Source organism: Zunongwangia endophytica, from assembly GCF_030409505.1.
In the GTDB taxonomy this organism is placed as follows: Bacteria; Bacteroidota; Bacteroidia; order Flavobacteriales; family Flavobacteriaceae; genus Zunongwangia; species Zunongwangia endophytica.
Map to the genome: position 1 here is coordinate 2,614,801 of NZ_JAUFPZ010000002.1, position 20,039 is coordinate 2,634,839.

The window sequence follows — 20,039 nt, forward strand, 5'->3', positions numbered from 1 at the left end:
TTTTATCCCGTATAGCGATCTGGACTGTGAGGTTTTTTAGTTTACCTATAAGCTATAATATCCTTTCGAATTAAATATTCCATATCTATCATTCAATAGAAACTGACTTATTTATCTTTTGTACTTCGTATATAATTATTTACCAAATCTTCCATTAAAGTTAACGTAACCGTACCCTGAGATAAAATTACATTGTGAAATTCACGAATATCGAAATCTGTTCCCAGCGCTTTTTCGGCTTTGTCGCGTAATTCTTTAATTTTTAGTTCTCCCATTTTATAAGAAAGTGCCTGTCCCGGCCAGGAAATATAGCGATCAATCTCGGTATTTATTTCGTGTAAAGACAATGCTGTGTTTTTGGTTAAGAAATCTACCGCTTTCTCCCTACTCCACCCTTTTGCATGCATCCCGGTATCGACAACCAATCTACAAGCACGCCATTGCTCGTAAGTAAGCTGTCCAAATTTTTGATAAGGTGTTTCGTAAATTCCCATTTCTTCACCTAAACTTTCAGCATATAATCCCCAACCTTCGCCATAAGCCGACAAATAGAATCCACGTCTAAAAGGCGGAATACTATCGCTCAATTCTGCATTTAAAGAGATTTGTAAATGATGTCCCGGCACAGCTTCATGCAATGCTAAAGCTGGTAAAGCATACATTGGCCTACTTTTAAGTTTATAGGTATTAATCCAAAAATATCCAGGCTCGGTTGGCGAAGAAGATCCTTTATAACGCCCTGCCGTGTATTTGGGAGCAATCGCGCTTGGCACCGGCGCCACGCCGTAGGGTTTGCGTGGCAAAACTTTAAAAAATCGAGGCAACTGTGCATCAATCTTTTTGGTGATATTGCGACCTTCCTTCAATAATTCTTCTCCGGTTTCAGCATAAAATTGATCGTCAGTTCGTAGAAATTCGATAAACTCATCGAAGCTTCCTTCAAATTCAACTTCCTCAATAATCGCTTTCATTTCAGCATTAATTCTAGCCACTTCCTTTAATCCAATTTCATGAACCTCATCGGCTGTAAGATTTAGTGTGGTATAATGATGAATTCGGTTTTGGTAAAACTCCCGTCCATTTGGAATTTCTGAAACACCAATGCTTTTTCTGGTTTTAGGAAAATATTCTGTTTCAAAAAACGTCTTGATTCTTTTAAACTGCGGAATTACATTTTCTTCCACAGCAATTTTAGCGGCTTTTAATACCGAATCTTTCTGAGTTTGCGTTAAGGTCTTTGGCAACTCCTGAAACGGACTAAAATAGAAGCTCTCTTTATAATCATTTACGATCTGATCGTCGTAAGTGGACTCATAACCATCAAAAATCACCAAGGGTTGCGTGATTCCCAACTTTAGTCCTTTTCTAAGCAATTTTAGGTTCTGATCGACATACTGTGGAATTGCATTTAATTTGTTTAAATAACGCTTTACCTGCTCGTAATTATTCAAATAACCTACGTGATAAGGTAAACTTACATGAAAACCCGCATCAGAAAGTAACGGATTCAGATACGCTTTGTATTCATACTGATCTACCCGCTCCTGAAGTTTAAACTTCATTAATTCCGCAGTAATTTTTTCAGTTTGCGAAAGGCTTGTTTTATCGATATTAGATAATTTATCTAACAAATTTTGGGCAAAATCAGCTTCAGATTTGTAAAGCGCTTCGGTATGTAATCCCAAAGGATATTCTTCGTAATCGTAAGCTCGATGTTCACTTTCGGTCTTGAGGATACTATCTAATTTAGCTGAAGAATTTTGAGCTGAACAAATACCAGCTAAAAACATACAAAATGAGCAAAAGAGGAATTTTAATTTCATTAATCTAGGGGTTTTACAGCCTAAGATAGTGAATATGGATTATAAACCGAGAGAAGAGACAAGAGAGAAGAGACAAGAGACAAGAGACAAGAGACAAGAGACAAGATAATTTGAAGATGCGGTAATTATTTTACAAAAATGAACTTGACTTTAACTGACAGCTATGCCATATTAAATTTTAAATGCTGAATGCTGAATGCTGAATTTCACTTAAGCGTAATAGATCTGTCGATTCGTACTTAACTTGAAATGATATCGAAATTTCTTAGATCAATTCAAAAAGTCTATTTTCTATGCTCTAACAGCGAAGCGATCTAATTTCTAAAAAACTAATTTCCCCGCATTCGTTCGAACAAAGATTTCATCATTTTAGAGGCATCGCCAAAATCCTTTTCTACTTCAGTAGCGATAAGTTCTCCGTTTTTCACTTCAAGTTTATAGCTAAATACGAATCGGGAATCATTACCTGTTGGATCTATCGTCCCGAAGCGTAAATCATTGAAATATAGATCGCCATCTCTTTCAGTAATGGTATACCAGCCTTTCGATATTTTCACGAGTCGGTCAAAATTTGGATATTTTTCAATATCACCTAATAAATGATAATTCTTAGGATAGCGACGAAACTCTATGGGTTGGTCATCTAATATCGAATAAGTTCCTACCAAATAAGATTTTTCGGTAGCGACATTCGCTGTCCAGAGAATGGTATTAAACGGCGTAGGTTTAGTTTCGATTTCAGCATAAGCGATATTTTGCTCTTTTAATGCATTCTCGAATTCATAAAACGTAAAGATTTTAAGCGAAATCGTAATTAAGAAAAGATAAAAACAACTAAGCTGTAATCCCATATAATTCAGTTTTCTTCGGCTTATAGAGTCTTTAGGTCGAAAAGCCGCAAGCACAGTAAAGAATAAAAACGGAAGTGTATAAAAAGGATCGACCACAAAAATCGTCTTAAAAGCCAGTCGATGCTCTGCCGGCCAAAAAAGCTGCGTTCCCCAAGTCGTGAACATATCGAGCAGCGGATGCGTAAAAAGGCCCCAAAACATCAATTTAGACCAGTCTTTCCAACCAACACCAGCTTTCCTTTCGATCTTAGAAATTAACCAACCAAAGATTGGCGCAAAAACCAGCGCAAAAAAGATAGAATGCGAAAATCCTCGATGCATTTCGTTAGCGGTGATCGTATCTGTAAAACTGCGCGCAATGACATCTAAATCTGGAATGGTCCCGGCAATAGCTCCATAAAGCATAGCCTTATTACCAACTTTTCTACCTAAAACTACTTCGCCAACCGAAGCACCTAAAACGATCTGGGTTAATGAATCCATTAAATTAATTTTTCACCAATAATTCCTATTAAAAAACCCAAACTTGCTCCTAAAGAAGCAATGTAATTATTATCTAGTTTGCTTTTTGGTATAATTTCCTGAATTAATAAATAAAGAATTCCACCACTGGCAAAGGTCATTAAGTGTGCGGTGAGATTAGGAAAATCACTTAATACAAAATGCCCTAGAAGTGCACCAAAAATCCCGCAGAAACTAAGAAAGAAAAAGATCACCAAGCTTTTTGTTACAGTATAACCGCTTTGAACCATATCACGAAAAGAGTTAAATGCTTCAGGTAGATTTTGTAGCCCTATAAAAACTGCAAGCAATGTGGCCATACTAGGATTAATTGCAAAAACAGCACCCAGAGCAATGGCCTCGGGAACAAAATCCATCATCATCGCTAAAAGTGTAGCAGTTTGACCTCCTTTTTTAGCCAAATATCTATCTATAAATAAAAAAAGGATTGTACCAAGCACAAAAGAAAAAGCCATACCTGGCAGGCTTAACCGTTCCATCCCTGTTGGGATTAAAACCAATGCGATAGCAGATAAAATAATTCCTGAACCAAAAGACATTAAAAAATGAGTAATCTCATATTTTACCGGAGACTCCTTGATGTGATGATTAAAAAAATTAGCCAGAAGACCACCTAAAAAAACGGTAATTCCGGAAAATCCTGAGTAAAGAATTAAGTTAGTTAACATACTGTAAATCTATTATTCATCTACAATTTCCATCTTTCGCAATAGAAACGAAGCATTCATATTTTGGCAAATTCCATCTTTAAAGCGGTAATCAAAATGAAGTTCATCATTAATAATTTCAGCATCAAAATAATGGTTTTTAACCTGGGGTAATTCTGCGGTAATTTCGCAAAGACTCAAATCGTGGGTAGCAATTATTCCTGTAGCATGCGAGTTTACCAATTTCCTAACAAATTTCTTAGAACCACTGGCTTTATCGGTGCTATTGGTTCCTTTTAAAATTTCGTCCAAAATTATGAAATATCGATCTTCTTTAATTCGATTTACGATATATTTAAGTCGTTTTAATTCAGAAAAGAAATAAGATTCGTCATCGCTTAGCGAGTCACTGGTTCGCATACTGGTAATCAATTTTATTGGAGTATACGTGCAGGCTTCAGCGCAAACCGGCAAACCTATGTTACTCATCACAATTTGCAACGATACAGTTCTTAAGAATGTACTTTTACCCGCCATATTTGCACCGGTAACAATAAAGAACTCTTTACTATCGATACTAAAATCATTAGCGATTCTCTTTTCCGGATTAAGCAATGGATGTGCTAATTGTGTTGCTGAAATTCCTTTTTCTACGGAAGCAATTTTTGGAAAAACATAACCTGGATGATTAAAACTGAAGTTCCCTAACGAGTTATAAGCATCGGTCACCTCAATAACATCAAACCAGTTTTCTACCTGACGACCGTATTTCTCGATCCAATTTTCCAGCTTTAAAGATTGGCGCAAATCCCAAAGTAGAAATCCATTCCCCAGAACTCCGAATAGCATGTTGTTACGCTGATCTAGCGCATCGATAGCTTTCGAAAATTCTCTAAAAATCTGGGAAGCTTTTTTATCTTTAGTTCGTATCGCCAGTTTCTTATCTTTCATAATTACCGAAGAAAATTCTTCATTCTCCAACATACTCAGCAATTGGTGATATTGGTGAAAAGTATCCTGAATTTTAGAGACACTTCCCGAAAGTAAGTTTATGCGCTTCAGGAAAATTCCGGTGATCAATATTCCAACAATTAGCCATAGTAATATTTGAAATTCAGTCACAAAACCTAAAATATATCCTGCTATTATCGCTACAGAAAATATCGAAAATACTGGAGAACCCCATTTTATAAACTTCGGTACAAAACGTTTATAGTTCTTAAACCAGTTCACAATGGTTGTAGAAGATTCACTGGTTTTTACCAAACTCGCCGTAGCGCTAAATTCCTGTCGCCATTTGGCTTTTTCAGCAAGTTCTTTGATCGCTTCCTGCTTTTCAGGGATCGCTTCAATATCATTTGCCAATAGAATTTTTACGAGTTTTTTTGTGCCTTCGTAAAGTGCTGTTCTATTTAAATACTGAAAAAACGAACCGCTTCCGAAGAGATCTACATCTTGAGCATACTCATGGTTGGGTTGTTCAAATTCGCTTCCGTCTGGCAATTCGTGGAATTGACGGGATTGCATCACATCAATTTCAGTTTGATTTAATTGAATTAATGCCTTTTGCTTATCGCTTTTATATCTAAGGTTCCCATGCCTGGTCACCAAAAAAAGAAAAATAGCAATACCGCCAATTATGGCTGCCATAATTACTTTGCTATTGCCCCAGAAAAAATAAATAAGAAAACCAATTACTAGAAAAACCACTAATCTTAATATGCTCGAAGCCAGTAGTTTTTTAGTTAATTTATCGGCTATGTTTTGATGAATTTCAATCTGTTTCTTGTAAAAATCAATGTGTTTTGCCATTATAAGTGATCGAATTCTTGTTTTTGTTTTTTAGTTAAACTATTAACGATAAGTTGATACGAATGGTCTGTAAGTTCAAAAATTAATTCCCCAGGAATTTGCCCATCGAGAATCAGTGTATTCCAATGTTCTTTATTCATGTGATAACCCGGAATGATTTTTCCGTCAAATTCTGTACGAAGCTCTAAACTTTTGTGCGGATCACATTTTAAATTCACGCGAAGCGGCACCGCATCTAAAGAAACCAGCGCAAACATTTTTCCCATTAATTTAAACACCAATGTTTCTGGTCCAAAAGGCATATGCTCGGTCACTCCTTTTTTATCCAAACAATAATCTCTAAAAGTATCAATATCCATAAAAATTAGTTTAAGGATTCTTTATTTTGAATTTTCTTCATTTCGGCTTCATCTAAAACTAAAGCAGAATAATCTAAGGTCCAGCCGATAGTCTGCACAATGTTTTCCATTAACAGGATCGTATCCAAAGCTTCTTTTTTTGCTTGCTCTAATAATCCACTTTCAGGAATTTTATCGACAATATGTTTTTTGGCATCCCGATTAATATCGGTAAGATCTGAAGTTGTAAAAGGATTGGCCCAACCTTCACGTTTATCGTAGTACTTAAAATCGGTTTCTACAGTTAGTAATTCTGGTTGCGGAAAATTAGTAAGCACAATTTTTTTAGATTCATTATCACTTTCCATTTTCACCTTACTAAGATCGAAACCTATATGCGCTTTTGCACTTATTAGAACAATAGCTTTCTTTTTACCGAAAATGAGGCTAATGTATTTTTCTTTTAAATTTTCGTAATGGTAGATTTCAGAAAAATCACCTTCTACCGTTATAAACTTACAAACGCTCCTAATCTTTTCCATCAACACCACCGACTGTTCTTTAGTCTTTAGCTTAGAACGATCTTTATTGAACATCTTAAAAATAAAATAAGCCGCAATAGCGCCAGCAGCAAGCCCGATAAAAAGTAACTCCATATTAATTACCTATTTCTCCTAAATGGGTGAATTTAAAACCTTTCTCGTATTTAAGTCCGTACCCCAAAATACGATCAAAAGCTGAATGAGAAAACAAAATTACACCTATTAATTGTAAAACCTCTAATTGCAAGTGAAACCCAACCAGCCAAAAAAGGATGGCCAAACCCTGATGGTGAAATAAATTATATAAAAAAGCGCCCATCTTCTTGCTAAAAATGTAGCCAATCATCCCAATATCTGGCATAAAAAACAAGCAAACAAACCACCACCAGGAAAAATGCAAAAAATAAAATGCAAAAATTCCAAGAGCTAACATGGCCAATTCTTCAAGTTTTAAGGTACCACTCATAATATTTCATATTAGACTAAAAATTAACAATTTAGATATTGATTTTTAATTTAATTTTCCACCAAATCTAACAATTATAATCATGAAAAAAATCATCACTCTTATCTTGTTTATCGCTTCGCTAAGCTTATCTAATGCTCAACAAATTGAATACGAAAAAGTGTTTGGAGGTTATAAATTTACTCGAAACGAAAATACATTAAGTTTGGGAGATCTATCCAATATTGTAGAAGATACTCCCCAAGCCGAGGATTTAATTAAAAAAGCAAAAACAACAACTGTTTTTACGACCATACTTTCTTTTGCGGGAGGCGGATTAATTGGTTGGCCAATTGGAGAAGCTATTGGTGGAGGCGATCCTAACTGGGCGCTAGCAGGAATTGGAGCAGGCCTTGTTGCCGTTGCGATACCTCTATCTAGCAGCGCTGGCAAAAAAGCAAAAGAAGCGGTAGATATATACAATATGTCTTTAGAAAAGCAAACAAATAATTTTAATCCGGAATTAAATATTTTAGCTTCCGGCAATGGTTTGGGATTGTCCTTGCGATTTTAATCTTTACTGAATTTTATACAAAACTGGTTTAGAAGGCGAAGCATCATTCTCAAAAGCAGCGATCTGCAAATTCAGGAAGTATGCTCCGTCTTCGATCTGGTTTGGGATATAAACAAGCTCTGTAATGGTAGCATCAAATCGAGTATTTTTAGGATAGTCCCAAAATGCTTTATGTGCCAATAGTTTCCCCTCATCCTTTTCTTTATCTACCGAGGGTAAATCTATAAGCAAATGCTTTACATTCAATTTACGAATGTGCAGCATTGCATCTTCAGATAAATAAGGCCAATTGGTGTGTGAATATTTCTTGCTGCGCTTATCGATATAATTAGGTATTGTTCTAATAATTAAAGATTCTGGACAAGAATTACCTATCTGATCTTTAAGAATTGCTTCGGAAATCACCTGATCTTCATCTTCATCTTCTGGTGTAACAGAAATTAATTTTGCCTTAAAGAAGAATTTTTTAAGCGTCTGATTTATACTGAAAAAATCTTTACTGATATGCCCAACACATTCGGTATGCGTCCCATGCCCATGCGGATTAAACTGAATGTTATTAAAATTCACTGAAGCTCCTTCTGAAACTTTCCCTACAAAATCACCATCTCTAAATGGCGTAATCCTAGGTGCATCTAAATACCATGCTATCGGGTTTCTTTCATCGCCACGCAAACTCAACGAAATATCGATTGGTTTTGAAAAATCAATAGAAAACGTTTCTTCTTCATACTGAATTTGTGCAAGCATATTATGTGATCTAAGGTAAGAATCTTGTTAATGAGATTTTACGGATTCCCACGTAAAATTAGCAATTTATTTTCGAAGCATGTGTTGCGCAATATTTTAATTTAAATTAGCCAATCATCATTTTCGAATTAAAATTCAGGTGATATTTTACACTCAAAATTCAGCATTCAAAATATGGAATACAACTAATTCTAATATCTAAAAGCGAAGCAGTCTAAAATCTAAATTCTATCTACTAATCCAAATAAAACAGATCTGCCGCGATTCCGTCGCTTAAAAAAGTTCCTTTTTCTGTAATATGCATCACGTTATCTTCGGTTCTTAGAAGTTGTTTCTGAAATAAAACAGCCGACTGTTCCTCTAAATATTTCAGATATTTTTTACCGAATTTCGATTCTATTTCTTCAAAATCTACTCCAAAATGAGTCCTTAGTCGCATCATAATATATTCGTTGTAACGATCTGTGGTACTCAATTCTTCTAATTGAAGTGGCAATTCTGATTTTTCGATCGCTTTGATATAAAGCGAATTGTTCGCAACATTCCACTTTCTACAATTTCCGTCATAGGAATGCGCAGAAGGACCAATTCCCAAATATGGTTTCCCTAACCAGTATGCGGTATTGTTTTGCGAAAAATAGCCCGGTTTTCCATAATTTGAAAATTCATAATGTTCAAATCCTGCATTTTTAAGAGTCGTTCTTAAAATCTCAAAATTTTGCGCTGCAGCAGCATCATCTACGGGTTTTACTTTTCCCTTTTCTATAAACTTTTGCAGTGCTGTATTTGGCTCTACCGTTAATGCATAGCTCGAAATATGCGGAATATCCAAATCCAATAAAATCTGAATGTTTTTCTTCCATCGTTCATCACTCATTCCCGGTACTCCATAAATCAAATCAACCGAAATATTATCGAATTTTGATCGCGCCAGTTTTATAGATTGCAGTGCTTCTTCAGCATTATGTGCACGATTCATCAATTTTAAATCATCTTCAAAAAAAGACTGTACGCCAATACTTAATCTATTAATTTTTGAATTGGCCAGCTCCTCTATTTTCTCTTCAGAAAGATCGTCAGGATTGGCTTCTAAAGTAATTTCAGCATTTTCAGCAACATTGTAAGTGGCGTAAATGGTTTCAAAAATCGCATTCAATTCAGCTAAATTCAGCAAACTTGGTGTCCCGCCACCAAAATAAATGGTTTGGATAGATCCTTCCGGCATTTCATCTTTCCGAAGAATCAGTTCTTTTTGCAATGCGTTTATCAACTCATCTTTCTTTTTTAGCGAAGTAGAAAAATGAAAATCGCAGTAATGGCACGCCTGCTTACAAAATGGGATATGAATGTAGATTCCGCTCATTTAATTCAATTTGATAATTTGGAAATGTGAGAATGTGAGAATGTGAGAATTAATTTTCAAATTGTCACATTATCAAATCACTTAACTTTCCCCGGATTTTGCTTTACAAAAGCATCCCAACCGGTATAACTTTTTCCGATTTCGGTGCGACTTGGATTGTAGAAATGACAAACTGCTGCGGCCAAACCATCGGTAGAATCTAAGTTTTTAGGCAGGCTTTTTAACTTCAGCATACTTTGCAGCATTTTAGCCACCTGCTCTTTACTGGCGTTTCCGTTACCGGTAATGGCCATTTTTATCTTTTTCGGTAAATATTCGGTGATTGGGATTTCACGTGAAAGTCCGGCGGCCATCGCCACGCCCTGTGCTCTTCCCAGCTTCAGCATGGATTGCACATTTTTTCCGAAGAAAGGTGCTTCAATCGCAATTTCATCTGGATGGAAGGTTTCAATAAGCTCGATGGTACGCTCAAAAATCAATTTCAACTTTACGTAGTGATCATCATATTTCTTCAGCTGCAACTCATTCAACTGTAAAAATTCCATTTTCTTATTCTTCACCTTTATCAATCCAAAACCCATAATTGTGGTTCCCGGGTCAATTCCTAAAATGATCTTTTCGCTCAAATTCTTTAATTTTTGTAGGGATTTTTTACAATTCCGCTTTTGCAAAGCTACGGAAATCTATCTTTGCACTAAACTCACCCCAATGCTGATATTTGTAATTCTAATCGCCATTTTTTACGCAGCCCTGATGCTGGGTTTTATTAAAGGCTGGAATTCGCTGGAGACTGTTTCTGATCATTACGAACCTCCGGAAACCTGTTTTTCGATCGTTATTCCGTTTAGAAATGAAGCTGAAAATTTACCGAATTTACTTGAAAGCCTGGCGCTACTAAATTATCCTTTCGAACTTTTTGAAATTTTGTTGGTAAATGACGAATCTGAAGATGATTCAGAAAAAATTATTGCTGAATTTAAACAAGATCATCCACAGCTACACCTGAAGTTTTTACAAAATAACCGAACTACCAATTCTCCTAAAAAAGATGCGATAACAACTGCCATCAAATTTGCCGAATTTGAGCATATTCTTACAACCGACGCCGATTGTACGCTTCCGTCATTATGGTTGCAAAGTTTTAATACTGAAATTTTACAGCACAATCCGGCCATGATCGCTGCACCGGTGAAAATTGAAGTAAATGACAACAATTTTTTAAGTTCTTTTGAGGCCCTTGATTTTTTGAGCTTACAAATTTCTGGTGCTGGAGCTTTCGGACTCAACAAAGCTTTTATGGCTAACGGAGCTAATCTTTGCTATAAAAAGCAATCTTTTGTTGAACAAAATGGATTTGATAGCAACACTGAAATTGCAAGCGGAGATGACGTGTTTTTACTTCAAAAATTTATTCAGCAGCAGTTAAAAGTAACCTTCTTAAAAGATCAAAATGCAATTGTAAAAACCAAACCACAATCAGGTTTTAAGCGACTGGTACAGCAACGCATTCGTTGGGCTTCAAAAACCTCAGCATACACCAGCAATTTCGCGAAACTCACGGGACTAATCGTATTTAGTATGAACTTTGCTTTCAGCTTAAGTCTGCTTCTCGGTATTTTTAAACTGTTTCCTTTTCCTTATTTTATGATCTTGTTTTTGGTGAAATTTAACCTGGATTTTGTGCTATTATACCGCGGATCCATCTTTTTTAACAGTGAAGGATTAATGAGAAAATATCTTGTTAGCAGTGTGCTATATCCATTCTTCTCGGTTTACGTTGCTATTCTTTCGCTATTTGGAGGTTACAATTGGAAAGGTAGAAGATTTAAAAGGTAGGTTTCAGTGGAACAGTGGACAGTGGACAGTGGACAGTGGACAGTGGACAGTGGACAGTGGACAGTGGACAGTTAACAAAATTCAATAAACAATTAGCAATTATCAAACAGCCTTTCAGCAATCAGCAATCAGAAAATTCTCTACTTTTGGCCAACCTGATAAAAACAATATCATTTCTACTAAAGCGCAGCGGAATGAAAAAATCTTATTCTACATACATCCCTTGTCTCTTGTCTCTTGTCTCTTGCCTCTTAATCTAATTTCTATTCATTATATTTAACAAAAACAAAATATGAATTATTATATCCTAACTTATCATCTGGTTGACTCTTATTTGGAAGAACGAGGAAAATACCGTGAAGAACATCTGGCAATGGCCAAAAAAGGCGAAGCAAACGGAGAAATTGTAATGGCTGGCGCATTGGACAATCCTTCTGATAAAGCGATTTTTATTTTTAAATCTGAATCTGAAGCAACAGCGACAAATTTTGCTGAAAATGATCCATACTTCAAAAACGGACTCATAAAAGAATATTCAGTTAGAAAATGGAATGTCGTAATTGGCAATTAAAATCAATATAAAAGAAATGACATTCAGAAAGATATTATCAGTTTCAGTAATTGCATCAACGCTTTTTATTTCTTGTAAAGATAACAGCGAAAAAGATAGCCCTGAGCAGCCAGAAAGACCTAAGCAAGAAGTTGTAGAAACCGAAAAAAAACAGGAAACTAAAATCGATTCTGCTACGCTTTCAAATGAATCAGAAAGTACTGCAGCGCAGCTTGATTATATATGCTACACTTCTGATAGTAATAAAAATAAGCGAATTTGGATAGAATTTGCTAAAAATGGCAAAGCGCAAAAAGTAAAATACGAAGGCCAAAAAGAGACTATCGATTTAAAATATACTGAAGAAGAATTTCAAAAAGGAGGAGCGCATCCCACAATCATCACTTATTATGATGAAATCTATCAGGGAGAAGTAAACGGTACTTATAAGCTCACACATTCGGGCGTTTGGGATTATGTAACTTATACTCGAGGAAAAGATGGGAAAGAATTTAATTACACCATCGATCACGAGAAAGATCCTTACGGTGACAAACCGTGCTTTTAGTATTTACTGAAGCTAAAAATGCGGAGTAATTTGATTCTGAAGTTATTCCGCTTTAATTACGATTGGCATTTTAAAAGCTGTTGACACCGGTATTCCACGTTTACTGGCAGGATAGATTTTAGGTAAAGAATCGATACTTTCTCGTAACCAGTTTGCTATTTTTGGTAATTGATTGGTAACGGTACTATCAATTACTGAAATAGAGTCAATTTCCGGTTTTCCCGTTTTGGTAACTTCTAAATAAATAAAAATAGTATCGTCGATACTTTTACTCACTACCGGCTGCTGCTTTTCTAAATAAGCATAGAGATTTTCAGCAACTTTAGTTTCAAAGCATCGTTTTGCCGCTGCGAGTTCGGTCTCTTGTTGGCAATCTTCAAAAGCCGGATATTCATCAACTTCCTTCCAATTAAGGGCTCTGGATTCTTGTTCTAAAACCTCTTCAGAAGAGATTTTTTTCGTCTCAAAATTGCAGGAAATAACTAATAATACTAAAACTGGAAGTAATCTTCTTTTCATCAAATCTTCGGCTTGTAACTTCAAAAATAATCAAATTGCGCTTAACCCCAAGATTAGATGAATTTTATGCTATTTTTCCTTCGTTACCAAATCTGTAGTATCGGTCTCTACTTCAGCTAAAGAATCATTGTTTTCTTCCGCCACTAACTTTTCAGCTTCCATATGTCGCTTTTCCTTAAGATCACTAATTCTGTTTTTGGTTAAATAAAGCATGTCTTTTGCGAGATAATTAGCATCGTCTCCATAATATTTATTCCAAAACGCCTGATAATAATTTATTCTGGTATCCAAATCTTTAAAATAATTATCGGCCGCTACTGCGCGCTCATACATTGCACGAATGTTATCTGGATTTTCCTTTAAGGTCTTCTGAAACCAATCGAATGCTTTTTTGTGGTCTTCCAAATATTTATAGGTTAGCGCTAAACTAAAATATTCGGCATCTATAGGCTGATCTTTAATTTTAATCGCCATAAGTAGGTGCAATTCTGAATTTTCAAAATCCCTAGTTTGTGCATATAATTTTCCTAATAAATAATGTGTGCTGGAATTTCCCGGTTCATACAATAAAGCCTGCTTATAATTTTCAATTGCTTTTTCGAAATTACCATCTTTATAATATGCAAAGGCCAGCTTTGTATGAACAAACTCACTTCCCTGTCCCAATTCAATAATCTTTTCGTAATGCGGTATCGCCTCATAAAACACCGCCATTGTCGAATACGTTTGTCCTATAATAGAATGCAGTGAGACATTATTCTCTTTTTTTTCTAATCCAATTGAAGCTAATGCAATAGCTTCCTGATAATCCTTATTTTTAAGTCGGTTTTTTGCAAGTTTATAAAGTGCATTTTGATGATAGGTATCAAGCTCCTGTGTTTTTGAAAATAATGCCAAAGCAACACTATCATTTTCCATTCTCTCGTTAGCTAATCCCCGCGAATAATAGAATTGTGCATTTTTGGGGAAGCGGCTGTTTAACTTAGCAAAAAGACTATCCGCTCTTTCCAGCGCTCCTAAATTCAGTAGCGCTTCGCCGTAATTTAAAGCAGCTAAAACACGAGTAGAATCTCTATTTAAAATCTTCTGATAAGTTTCTAATGCCTCAGTATCATTATTATTTGCTTTGTAGTATTTAGCCAAATCTGCAAGTATTCTTACTGAAGAAGTATCTTCTTTTTGCATTAAGGTAATAGCCTCCTCGTATTTACCAACAGCATATAAACTATCAGCAATTTTGCTGTTAGACTGGGCTATAGCAGATGTAGAAATAAAAATTACAATAAGGAACAGATAATTTCTCATAGCATGATATTAACTGAAAAACCTCAGTGTTTTGAGGTTTTTCTTAATTCTAATTACTTTTAAACCGTCACTCTAATGAAGCTGAAAAACTATTGGTAAAGAATACATTACCGATGTCGCAACACCTCTTTGTTTTCCCGGTTTCATTTGAGGCATCAAACTTATTGCCCTTTTAGCTTCATTTTCTAAATCAGGGTGACTTGCTCTAGCCTTAATATCTCTAACATTACCATTTTCATCAATTCGAAATTGAGTAATTATTCTTGCTGTTTTACCTTCTTCTAGTATTTCTTCTCCAACTCCTAAATCAAAATTATCAACAATAAAATGCTGAACTTTTTCACTCATACACGACTTACGAGCTTCGTTAGTTTTCAAGTCTTCACAACCAGGAAATACAGGAACTTCTTCAATAACTGAAAATGGAACATCTGCACCTGATGAAGAATTGAAAGGCTCAACTTCAACCACATCTTTCTCTTCAAATTGGCCGGCTCCTAATATTTTGTCTTCTACTTCTTTTAGTTTAGTTACTAGTTGAATCTTCTCATCTGAAGTCAGATTATCCCTACTCTCTATTTTTGAGATTAGGTTATCAATATCATTTGATGGATTTTGCGATGCCACATCACGATCATCAGAACAGGATACGTAAATAAGCATCATCGCTAATACTGGCACCACCAGTAAAAACTTGAATTTTGCAATTGCTTTTGATTTTGTCTTCTGTAACATAACTATTCGTTTTTTGATTAATGATTGATTGAAAAATTGATTGGTAAATGATAGATTTTGAGTTTCGAAAGCACTATTGAGCAACTGATTAAAATAATGCTTTTTAGAGGTTTGTTTTAGAACCTGCTCGTCGGCGATAAATTCATGTAATAAAGCTATTCTATTCTGAAAAACATATACCAAAGGATTAAACCAGAATACCACTTTTAGTATTTCAAAAAACAACAGATCGAAACTGTGTTTTTGCGATACATGAATAAGTTCGTGCGCTAAAATCTGTTCGCGTTCTTCGGCTGAAATTTCGCTTCCTAAGAATACAGTTTTCAGAAATGTAAAAGCCATTCTGGAATTAGGAATTTCAATAACTCTAAAGTCCTTTTTCTCTTCAGCTTTATACTTAAATAACTTCCCTAATACGCTCCATCTCTTAAAGAAGAGCAGCAAACTAATTAAAGATCCGAAGCCATATAGTACCAACCACCAATTTATTGCTGTTGCCTTTTCAGCTGTAATATGAACCGTAGGTAATTGTTCAACTTGCGGCTGGCTCCCTCCTACAAACACCTCGGGTAATTTAATCGTATTATTAATCGCCGTGACGGCAGATGCAGGTAAAACTTCAGAAAATATACTAAAACTTGCAAAAGGAAGCACTAATGCTAACACGGGAGTTAGCAACAAGTACCAACGGTTTGCCGTAAAAAAGGTTTCCTTTTTCAGAAACAATTCATACACCAGCAAAAACGCTAATTGAAATAATATTATTTGTAGTACATATTTTAGCATCACTATTCATCTTTATTAATTTCTTTTAAAATGGCTTCCAAATCTTTGGTATCCATTTCGTTTTTCTTCATAAAAAAAGAGACCATACTTTTAAAAGACCCATTAAAGTAATTATTGATAAGCTTATTCATACTCTGGTCGCTATAAGTCTCCTTCTCTACAATAGGAAAATAGATATATCCCTTCCCCTTTTTTCGATGATCCACAAATGCTTTGTTCTCTAAAATTCTAACAATTGTAGACACCGTATTATAAGCCGGTTTTGGCTCTGGCATTTCTTCGATGATCGTTGCAACATTGGCTTCTTTTAGTTGCCAAAGTATTTGCATAATCTCTTCTTCTGCTTTAGTTAATTGCTTCATCTAAATTATTTTATAGGGTCTTTTGTTACTGATAGCGCTAATATAAACTAATCATTTAGTTTAAACTAACATATTAGTTATAAATTTCAATATTTAACATTCCTTACATTTTTAACAGGAATCAAATTCAGAATTAACTTTAATAGAAAACTAACATTAATGATTTTAAAATATTCTATATTGAATTGACAAAAATTTGATAGAACCAATTATTATGAAACAGTCTCAAGACCCGAAAAAATTGCCATCAGCAATCGAAAATCTTGAAGTATTAAAGAAAAAATTCAGCACTAACAAGCCACTTATTTTTTTGGATTTTGATGGTACTTTGGCGCCCATCGTAGAAAATCACGAAGATGCGGGAATGGATAATGAGACTAAAGAAATTGTAAAGCAACTATCCGAAAATTATGCTATTGCCGTAGTTAGCGGTCGAGGCTTAAGTGATGTTCGCAATAAAGTGGGCTTGCAGGATATTTATTATGCCGGCAGTCACGGATTTGAAATTGCAGGTCCTAATAATTTTGAAAAGGATAATGAGGAAGCGCAAAAAATGCTTCCGGTTTTTGACGAAATTGAAGAAAAACTTCAGGAAAAATTGAGTGCTATTGAAGGCGTTCGATTTGAACGTAAAAAGTTTACTTTGGCTATTCATTACCGCCAGGTTTCGGAAGAAAAAATTTCAGAATTTCATTCTATAATCGAAAATGTTGTAGAAGAATATCCAAAATTACATAAAGGCGACGGTAAAAAAGTAGTCGAAATAAAACCTAATATCGAATGGCATAAAGGAAAAGCGGTTAATTTTCTTCGGAAAGAATTAAGTACAGCAACTAATCCTTTTTCTATTTATCTTGGTGATGACACGACAGATGAAGATGCTTTTAGAGAAATGGGAAACGGTTACGGAATTTTAGTGGGAGAGCACGGAAATGATTCTTATGCAGATTACCGTGTAGAAAACATTACAGAGGTTAAACGCTTTTTAAAAGAGTTACTTTAATAGTTTCTTAATAATAAAAACTTATGACATTAATCCTTATTACTTTAGCCGTGATTTTACTAATTGTAGGAATCGTAGGCAGTGTTTTACCGGTACTTCCCGGTGTACCGATTAGCTGGTTAGGATTATTGGCGTTTTACTTAATTCCTGGTATAGAAATCGATTATTGGTTTCTTGGGATCACATTAGTTGTTGCCATTACTATCTATATTCTGGAAATGGTAATACCTGCCATGGGCACTAAAAAATATGGCGGTAGCAAAGCGGGAATGATTGGTACAACCGTAGGACTTATAGTTGGTATTTTTATTCCGATTCCGTTTGCGATTTTGATAGGACCATTTGTTGGAGCTTTTATCGGCGAAATCATAAATAAATCTGATTCTAAAACCGCATTACGTGCTGCTTACGGAAGTTTTATAGGATTTTTAGCTTCTACTTTTATGGAATTTATGGTCGCTCTAATCTTCTTTGTGCTCTTTCTTTATAAAGGTTGGGGATATCGCGATTTTCTTTTTGGCAATAGCTAGAAGTAACTTAAATAAAACGCGGAATAGAAATATAAAACTTGGTAGCGGCAGTATCTTTTTCTGAAGTTATTTCTATCTGCCCTCCCATAGTCAACACCAGATGTCGTACTAATTTTAATCCCAAACCATAAGCATCCATACCAATCAGCTTTTCATTTGCATTCATATTAGAGTTCATGATATCTGCAATGGCTTCATGAGAAAGGCAAGCTCCTTGCGATTCTACTTGTATACTGAATTTTGCCATGTCTGAAATACTGGTATTCTTTAATCCTAAAATCACATTTATCACCGAATCTTCCTTACCAAACTTAATAGCATTGGATATCAAATTACCGGCTAACTGAACAATTTTTTGTTTTGAAAACTTCAAATTTTGATTCCCAGCTAGTAGTTCAATATTCAATTCTAAATGTTTTGTATTTCCTAAATCAGAAAACAGTTCCAGAAGCTTGTTTTTTAAAGCTAATAGTGTGATACTTCCTTTTTCGTAATGAAGAAATTCATTACTATTTTTTTCTAATGAATTTCCTATAATATCAATAAGTTCAGAACTACTGCGACCGGCCAGATTAAAATATTTTTTTAGCGTAGCTGAATCACCTTCTTGCTCGGCCAGTTTGCTTAAGCCTAAAATACCGCTCACCGGACCTCGAAGTTCGTAACCAAGTTCCCTTTGTGCAGCATGCATATCGTGAAAACGACGATTCACTTCAGCCATTTTTTTTAAAGCTTCCAATTTCTCGACAACTTCAGCACCAATTAATTTTAAAAGATATCGCTGATCTTCTGAAATATTCTGTTTCACCTCATCAATAATACACAAAGCACCAATAGCATTCCCTGCGGCAGATTTTAAAGGAAGTCCTAAATAATAACAGTACTTTTTGTCTAAAGGCACATCAAAACGATCATCATCCCTAAAATTATCTACTTCAAAAAACTCATCCTGACCTATCGTATATTGACAAACCGACTGTTCCCTGCGCATCACACCGGTTTCCATACCGTTGGCGGCAATAGACCATTGCCAATAAGAATCTAAAATATTCACTAAGGATAGATTGGCTCCGGTAATTTTAGAGGCCATCTTTGTTAAATTTTCAAACATTTCTTGAAGACTCTGGTAATCCAGATCGAGTTGAGAAACTTCAAGAACTCTTTTAAATTCCTCTTCGGAAGAATCGTTAGGTGCTATCATGATGTTGGTTAAAAATCAGATTAAATTACACAATATCAGCAATATATACAACTATTATTATTGATATGCTATTCTGCACCAGAAGATAAAGGAACTCATCATTATCCAAAAAACTAAAAATTCTAGTTTGATTAAATTTTATGTTAATAGCATAAAGAACTCATAACTATATAATTAACAAAGGTTTATATGCAATTATATCTATCGTTTTAGAACGCTTAACTAATTTTACTTTTAAACCAACAAGAACTATTGTTATGAAAAAGAACCTAATTAAACTATCAGTATTAGCCTTTGGCTTTACAAGTATTATAAGTCTATCATCTTGCAAAAACACAAATTCAGACGCTGAAATGGACACGCAAGCAGATGAAGAAATGGATATGCAAAATGAAACAACAGACAATTCTTATCCAACCAATGCTACCGCAGAATATTTAACCTATGTAGATCGTGGGGGTGATTATGGTGACGATATGGAAGAAAAATTATATACCAGAGAAGCTTTAAATAAACTGGCTGCTGCTGTAAAAGAGAAATCACAAGATCTTAACGCTAAACCTAGTGATAGCCTAAATGCTATTACAACTGAAATGGATGGTGATATGGATGAAGCAGATACCACAATTACTACCAATAATTTATATAGTAAAGGACAGGTTATCGTTGGAGTATTAGAAAACCTTCAGAAAGATAATTACCCAGACCTATCGAATGAGGTTATGGAATTAAAAGAAAGTTGGAAAAAGCTTAAAGCAACTAAAAAAACAGATTATACAAATACCGATGTAAGCGCATTTTTTGATGATGCAGCAGATTTATTAGAAGAAATGATTACTGAAACCCCAAACGGAAATATTTCTGCAAGTTATAGCAGTAAGGATTCTACCGTGTACAGTAAACAAGCTGACACCATTGAAGTAAACTAATAAAAGACTTCTTAGAAAAATTAAAGCCGCCTTTTGGCGGTTTTTTTT

The 20,039-nt window shown here is 35.0% G+C and carries 22 protein-coding genes; 7 read left to right on the forward strand and 15 right to left on the reverse strand.

Features of this window, described 5'->3' with window-relative positions; translation table 11 throughout:
* Nucleotides 1-107: 107 nt before the first annotated feature.
* The 7 genes from QWY91_RS11360 to QWY91_RS11390 all read right to left on the reverse strand — a co-directional run bounded on the left by QWY91_RS11360 (nucleotide 108) and on the right by QWY91_RS11390 (nucleotide 7,001).
* Entirely contained in the window at nucleotides 108-1,823 is a 1,716-nt protein-coding gene (locus tag QWY91_RS11360; protein WP_290235098.1) for a DUF885 domain-containing protein, read from the reverse strand.
* Between the two features lie 329 nt (nucleotides 1,824-2,152).
* Nucleotides 2,153-3,157 carry a metal-dependent hydrolase gene (locus tag QWY91_RS11365; protein WP_290235100.1) on the reverse strand — a complete coding sequence of 335 codons (1,005 nt, stop codon included), beginning with the start codon at nucleotides 3,155-3,157 and terminating at the stop codon, nucleotides 2,153-2,155.
* Nucleotides 3,157-3,864, reverse strand: coding sequence for a ZIP family metal transporter (locus tag QWY91_RS11370; RefSeq protein WP_290235103.1), 708 nt, complete (start codon nucleotides 3,862-3,864; stop codon nucleotides 3,157-3,159). Before QWY91_RS11370 ends, QWY91_RS11365 begins: the two co-directional genes overlap by 1 nt.
* A gap of 12 nt (nucleotides 3,865-3,876) precedes the next feature.
* Nucleotides 3,877-5,655 carry a MutS-related protein gene (locus tag QWY91_RS11375; protein WP_290235106.1) on the reverse strand — a complete coding sequence of 593 codons (1,779 nt, stop codon included), beginning with the start codon at nucleotides 5,653-5,655 and terminating at the stop codon, nucleotides 3,877-3,879.
* The gene (locus QWY91_RS11380; RefSeq protein WP_290235108.1) at nucleotides 5,655-6,014 is read right to left on the reverse strand and encodes an MmcQ/YjbR family DNA-binding protein; all 360 of its coding nucleotides are present in this window, start codon (nucleotides 6,012-6,014) and stop codon (nucleotides 5,655-5,657) included. Before QWY91_RS11380 ends, QWY91_RS11375 begins: the two co-directional genes overlap by 1 nt.
* Nucleotides 6,015-6,019: 5 nt before the next feature.
* Nucleotides 6,020-6,649 carry a DUF4230 domain-containing protein gene (locus QWY91_RS11385; RefSeq protein WP_290235111.1) on the reverse strand — a complete coding sequence of 210 codons (630 nt, stop codon included), beginning with the start codon at nucleotides 6,647-6,649 and terminating at the stop codon, nucleotides 6,020-6,022.
* A 1-nt stretch (nucleotide 6,650) separates the two neighbouring features.
* Nucleotides 6,651-7,001 carry a DUF4260 domain-containing protein gene (locus QWY91_RS11390; protein ID WP_290235114.1) on the reverse strand — a complete coding sequence of 117 codons (351 nt, stop codon included), beginning with the start codon at nucleotides 6,999-7,001 and terminating at the stop codon, nucleotides 6,651-6,653.
* A gap of 82 nt (nucleotides 7,002-7,083) precedes the next feature.
* Between QWY91_RS11390 and QWY91_RS11395 the strand changes: the two genes are divergently transcribed.
* A complete protein-coding gene (locus QWY91_RS11395; RefSeq protein ID WP_290235117.1) occupies nucleotides 7,084-7,554 on the forward strand; it encodes a hypothetical protein in 471 nt (156 codons plus the stop codon).
* Nucleotides 7,555-7,557: 3 nt separating this feature from the next.
* Here QWY91_RS11395 and QWY91_RS11400 read toward each other — a convergent pair whose 3' ends face one another.
* From QWY91_RS11400 to ruvC, 3 genes are all read right to left on the reverse strand, one after another.
* On the reverse strand, nucleotides 7,558-8,304 hold the full coding sequence (locus tag QWY91_RS11400; protein ID WP_290235120.1) for a cyclase family protein: 747 nt from the start codon (nucleotides 8,302-8,304) through the stop codon (nucleotides 7,558-7,560).
* Nucleotides 8,305-8,539: 235 nt separating this feature from the next.
* The gene (gene hemW / locus QWY91_RS11405; protein WP_290235123.1) at nucleotides 8,540-9,667 is read right to left on the reverse strand and encodes a radical SAM family heme chaperone HemW; all 1,128 of its coding nucleotides are present in this window, start codon (nucleotides 9,665-9,667) and stop codon (nucleotides 8,540-8,542) included.
* 77 nt (nucleotides 9,668-9,744) lie between these two features.
* A complete protein-coding gene (gene ruvC / locus QWY91_RS11410) occupies nucleotides 9,745-10,293 on the reverse strand; it encodes a crossover junction endodeoxyribonuclease RuvC (RefSeq protein ID WP_290235125.1) in 549 nt (182 codons plus the stop codon).
* A gap of 82 nt (nucleotides 10,294-10,375) precedes the next feature.
* Here ruvC and QWY91_RS11415 point away from each other — a divergent pair, with 82 nt between their 5' ends.
* The 3 genes from QWY91_RS11415 to QWY91_RS11425 all read left to right on the forward strand — a co-directional run bounded on the left by QWY91_RS11415 (nucleotide 10,376) and on the right by QWY91_RS11425 (nucleotide 12,621).
* Nucleotides 10,376-11,503 carry a glycosyltransferase family 2 protein gene (locus tag QWY91_RS11415; RefSeq protein WP_290235128.1) on the forward strand — a complete coding sequence of 376 codons (1,128 nt, stop codon included), beginning with the start codon at nucleotides 10,376-10,378 and terminating at the stop codon, nucleotides 11,501-11,503.
* Nucleotides 11,504-11,795: 292 nt separating this feature from the next.
* Entirely contained in the window at nucleotides 11,796-12,074 is a 279-nt protein-coding gene (locus QWY91_RS11420; RefSeq protein WP_290235131.1) for a YciI-like protein, read from the forward strand.
* 16 nt (nucleotides 12,075-12,090) lie between these two features.
* Complete coding sequence (locus QWY91_RS11425) at nucleotides 12,091-12,621, forward strand: hypothetical protein (protein WP_290235133.1); 531 nt, start codon at nucleotides 12,091-12,093, stop codon at nucleotides 12,619-12,621.
* Between the two features lie 42 nt (nucleotides 12,622-12,663).
* On the opposite strand, the gene QWY91_RS11430 is transcribed toward QWY91_RS11425, so the two are convergent.
* From QWY91_RS11430 to QWY91_RS11445, 4 genes are all read right to left on the reverse strand, one after another.
* The gene (locus tag QWY91_RS11430) at nucleotides 12,664-13,164 is read right to left on the reverse strand and encodes a hypothetical protein (RefSeq protein WP_290235136.1); all 501 of its coding nucleotides are present in this window, start codon (nucleotides 13,162-13,164) and stop codon (nucleotides 12,664-12,666) included.
* A gap of 45 nt (nucleotides 13,165-13,209) precedes the next feature.
* The gene (locus QWY91_RS11435; RefSeq protein ID WP_290235138.1) at nucleotides 13,210-14,445 is read right to left on the reverse strand and encodes a tetratricopeptide repeat protein; all 1,236 of its coding nucleotides are present in this window, start codon (nucleotides 14,443-14,445) and stop codon (nucleotides 13,210-13,212) included.
* A gap of 72 nt (nucleotides 14,446-14,517) precedes the next feature.
* A complete protein-coding gene (locus QWY91_RS11440; RefSeq protein WP_290235140.1) occupies nucleotides 14,518-15,966 on the reverse strand; it encodes a M56 family metallopeptidase in 1,449 nt (482 codons plus the stop codon).
* A 2-nt stretch (nucleotides 15,967-15,968) separates the two neighbouring features.
* The gene (locus tag QWY91_RS11445) at nucleotides 15,969-16,328 is read right to left on the reverse strand and encodes a BlaI/MecI/CopY family transcriptional regulator (protein WP_290235142.1); all 360 of its coding nucleotides are present in this window, start codon (nucleotides 16,326-16,328) and stop codon (nucleotides 15,969-15,971) included.
* A gap of 214 nt (nucleotides 16,329-16,542) precedes the next feature.
* Between QWY91_RS11445 and otsB the strand changes: the two genes are divergently transcribed.
* Nucleotides 16,543-17,331, forward strand: a complete 789-nt coding sequence (otsB, locus tag QWY91_RS11450; protein WP_290235146.1) for a trehalose-phosphatase — start codon at nucleotides 16,543-16,545, stop codon at nucleotides 17,329-17,331.
* Nucleotides 17,332-17,354: 23 nt separating this feature from the next.
* Nucleotides 17,355-17,861 (forward strand): DUF456 domain-containing protein, encoded by a 507-nt coding sequence (locus QWY91_RS11455; RefSeq protein ID WP_290235149.1) that lies wholly within the window; start codon nucleotides 17,355-17,357, stop codon nucleotides 17,859-17,861.
* Nucleotides 17,862-17,868: 7 nt separating this feature from the next.
* On the opposite strand, the gene QWY91_RS11460 is transcribed toward QWY91_RS11455, so the two are convergent.
* Complete coding sequence (locus tag QWY91_RS11460; protein WP_290235153.1) at nucleotides 17,869-19,062, reverse strand: GAF domain-containing sensor histidine kinase; 1,194 nt, start codon at nucleotides 19,060-19,062, stop codon at nucleotides 17,869-17,871.
* Nucleotides 19,063-19,319: 257 nt separating this feature from the next.
* Between QWY91_RS11460 and QWY91_RS11465 the strand changes: the two genes are divergently transcribed.
* Nucleotides 19,320-19,991 (forward strand): hypothetical protein, encoded by a 672-nt coding sequence (locus tag QWY91_RS11465; RefSeq protein WP_290235155.1) that lies wholly within the window; start codon nucleotides 19,320-19,322, stop codon nucleotides 19,989-19,991.
* The last annotated feature ends 48 nt before the right edge of the window (nucleotides 19,992-20,039 follow it).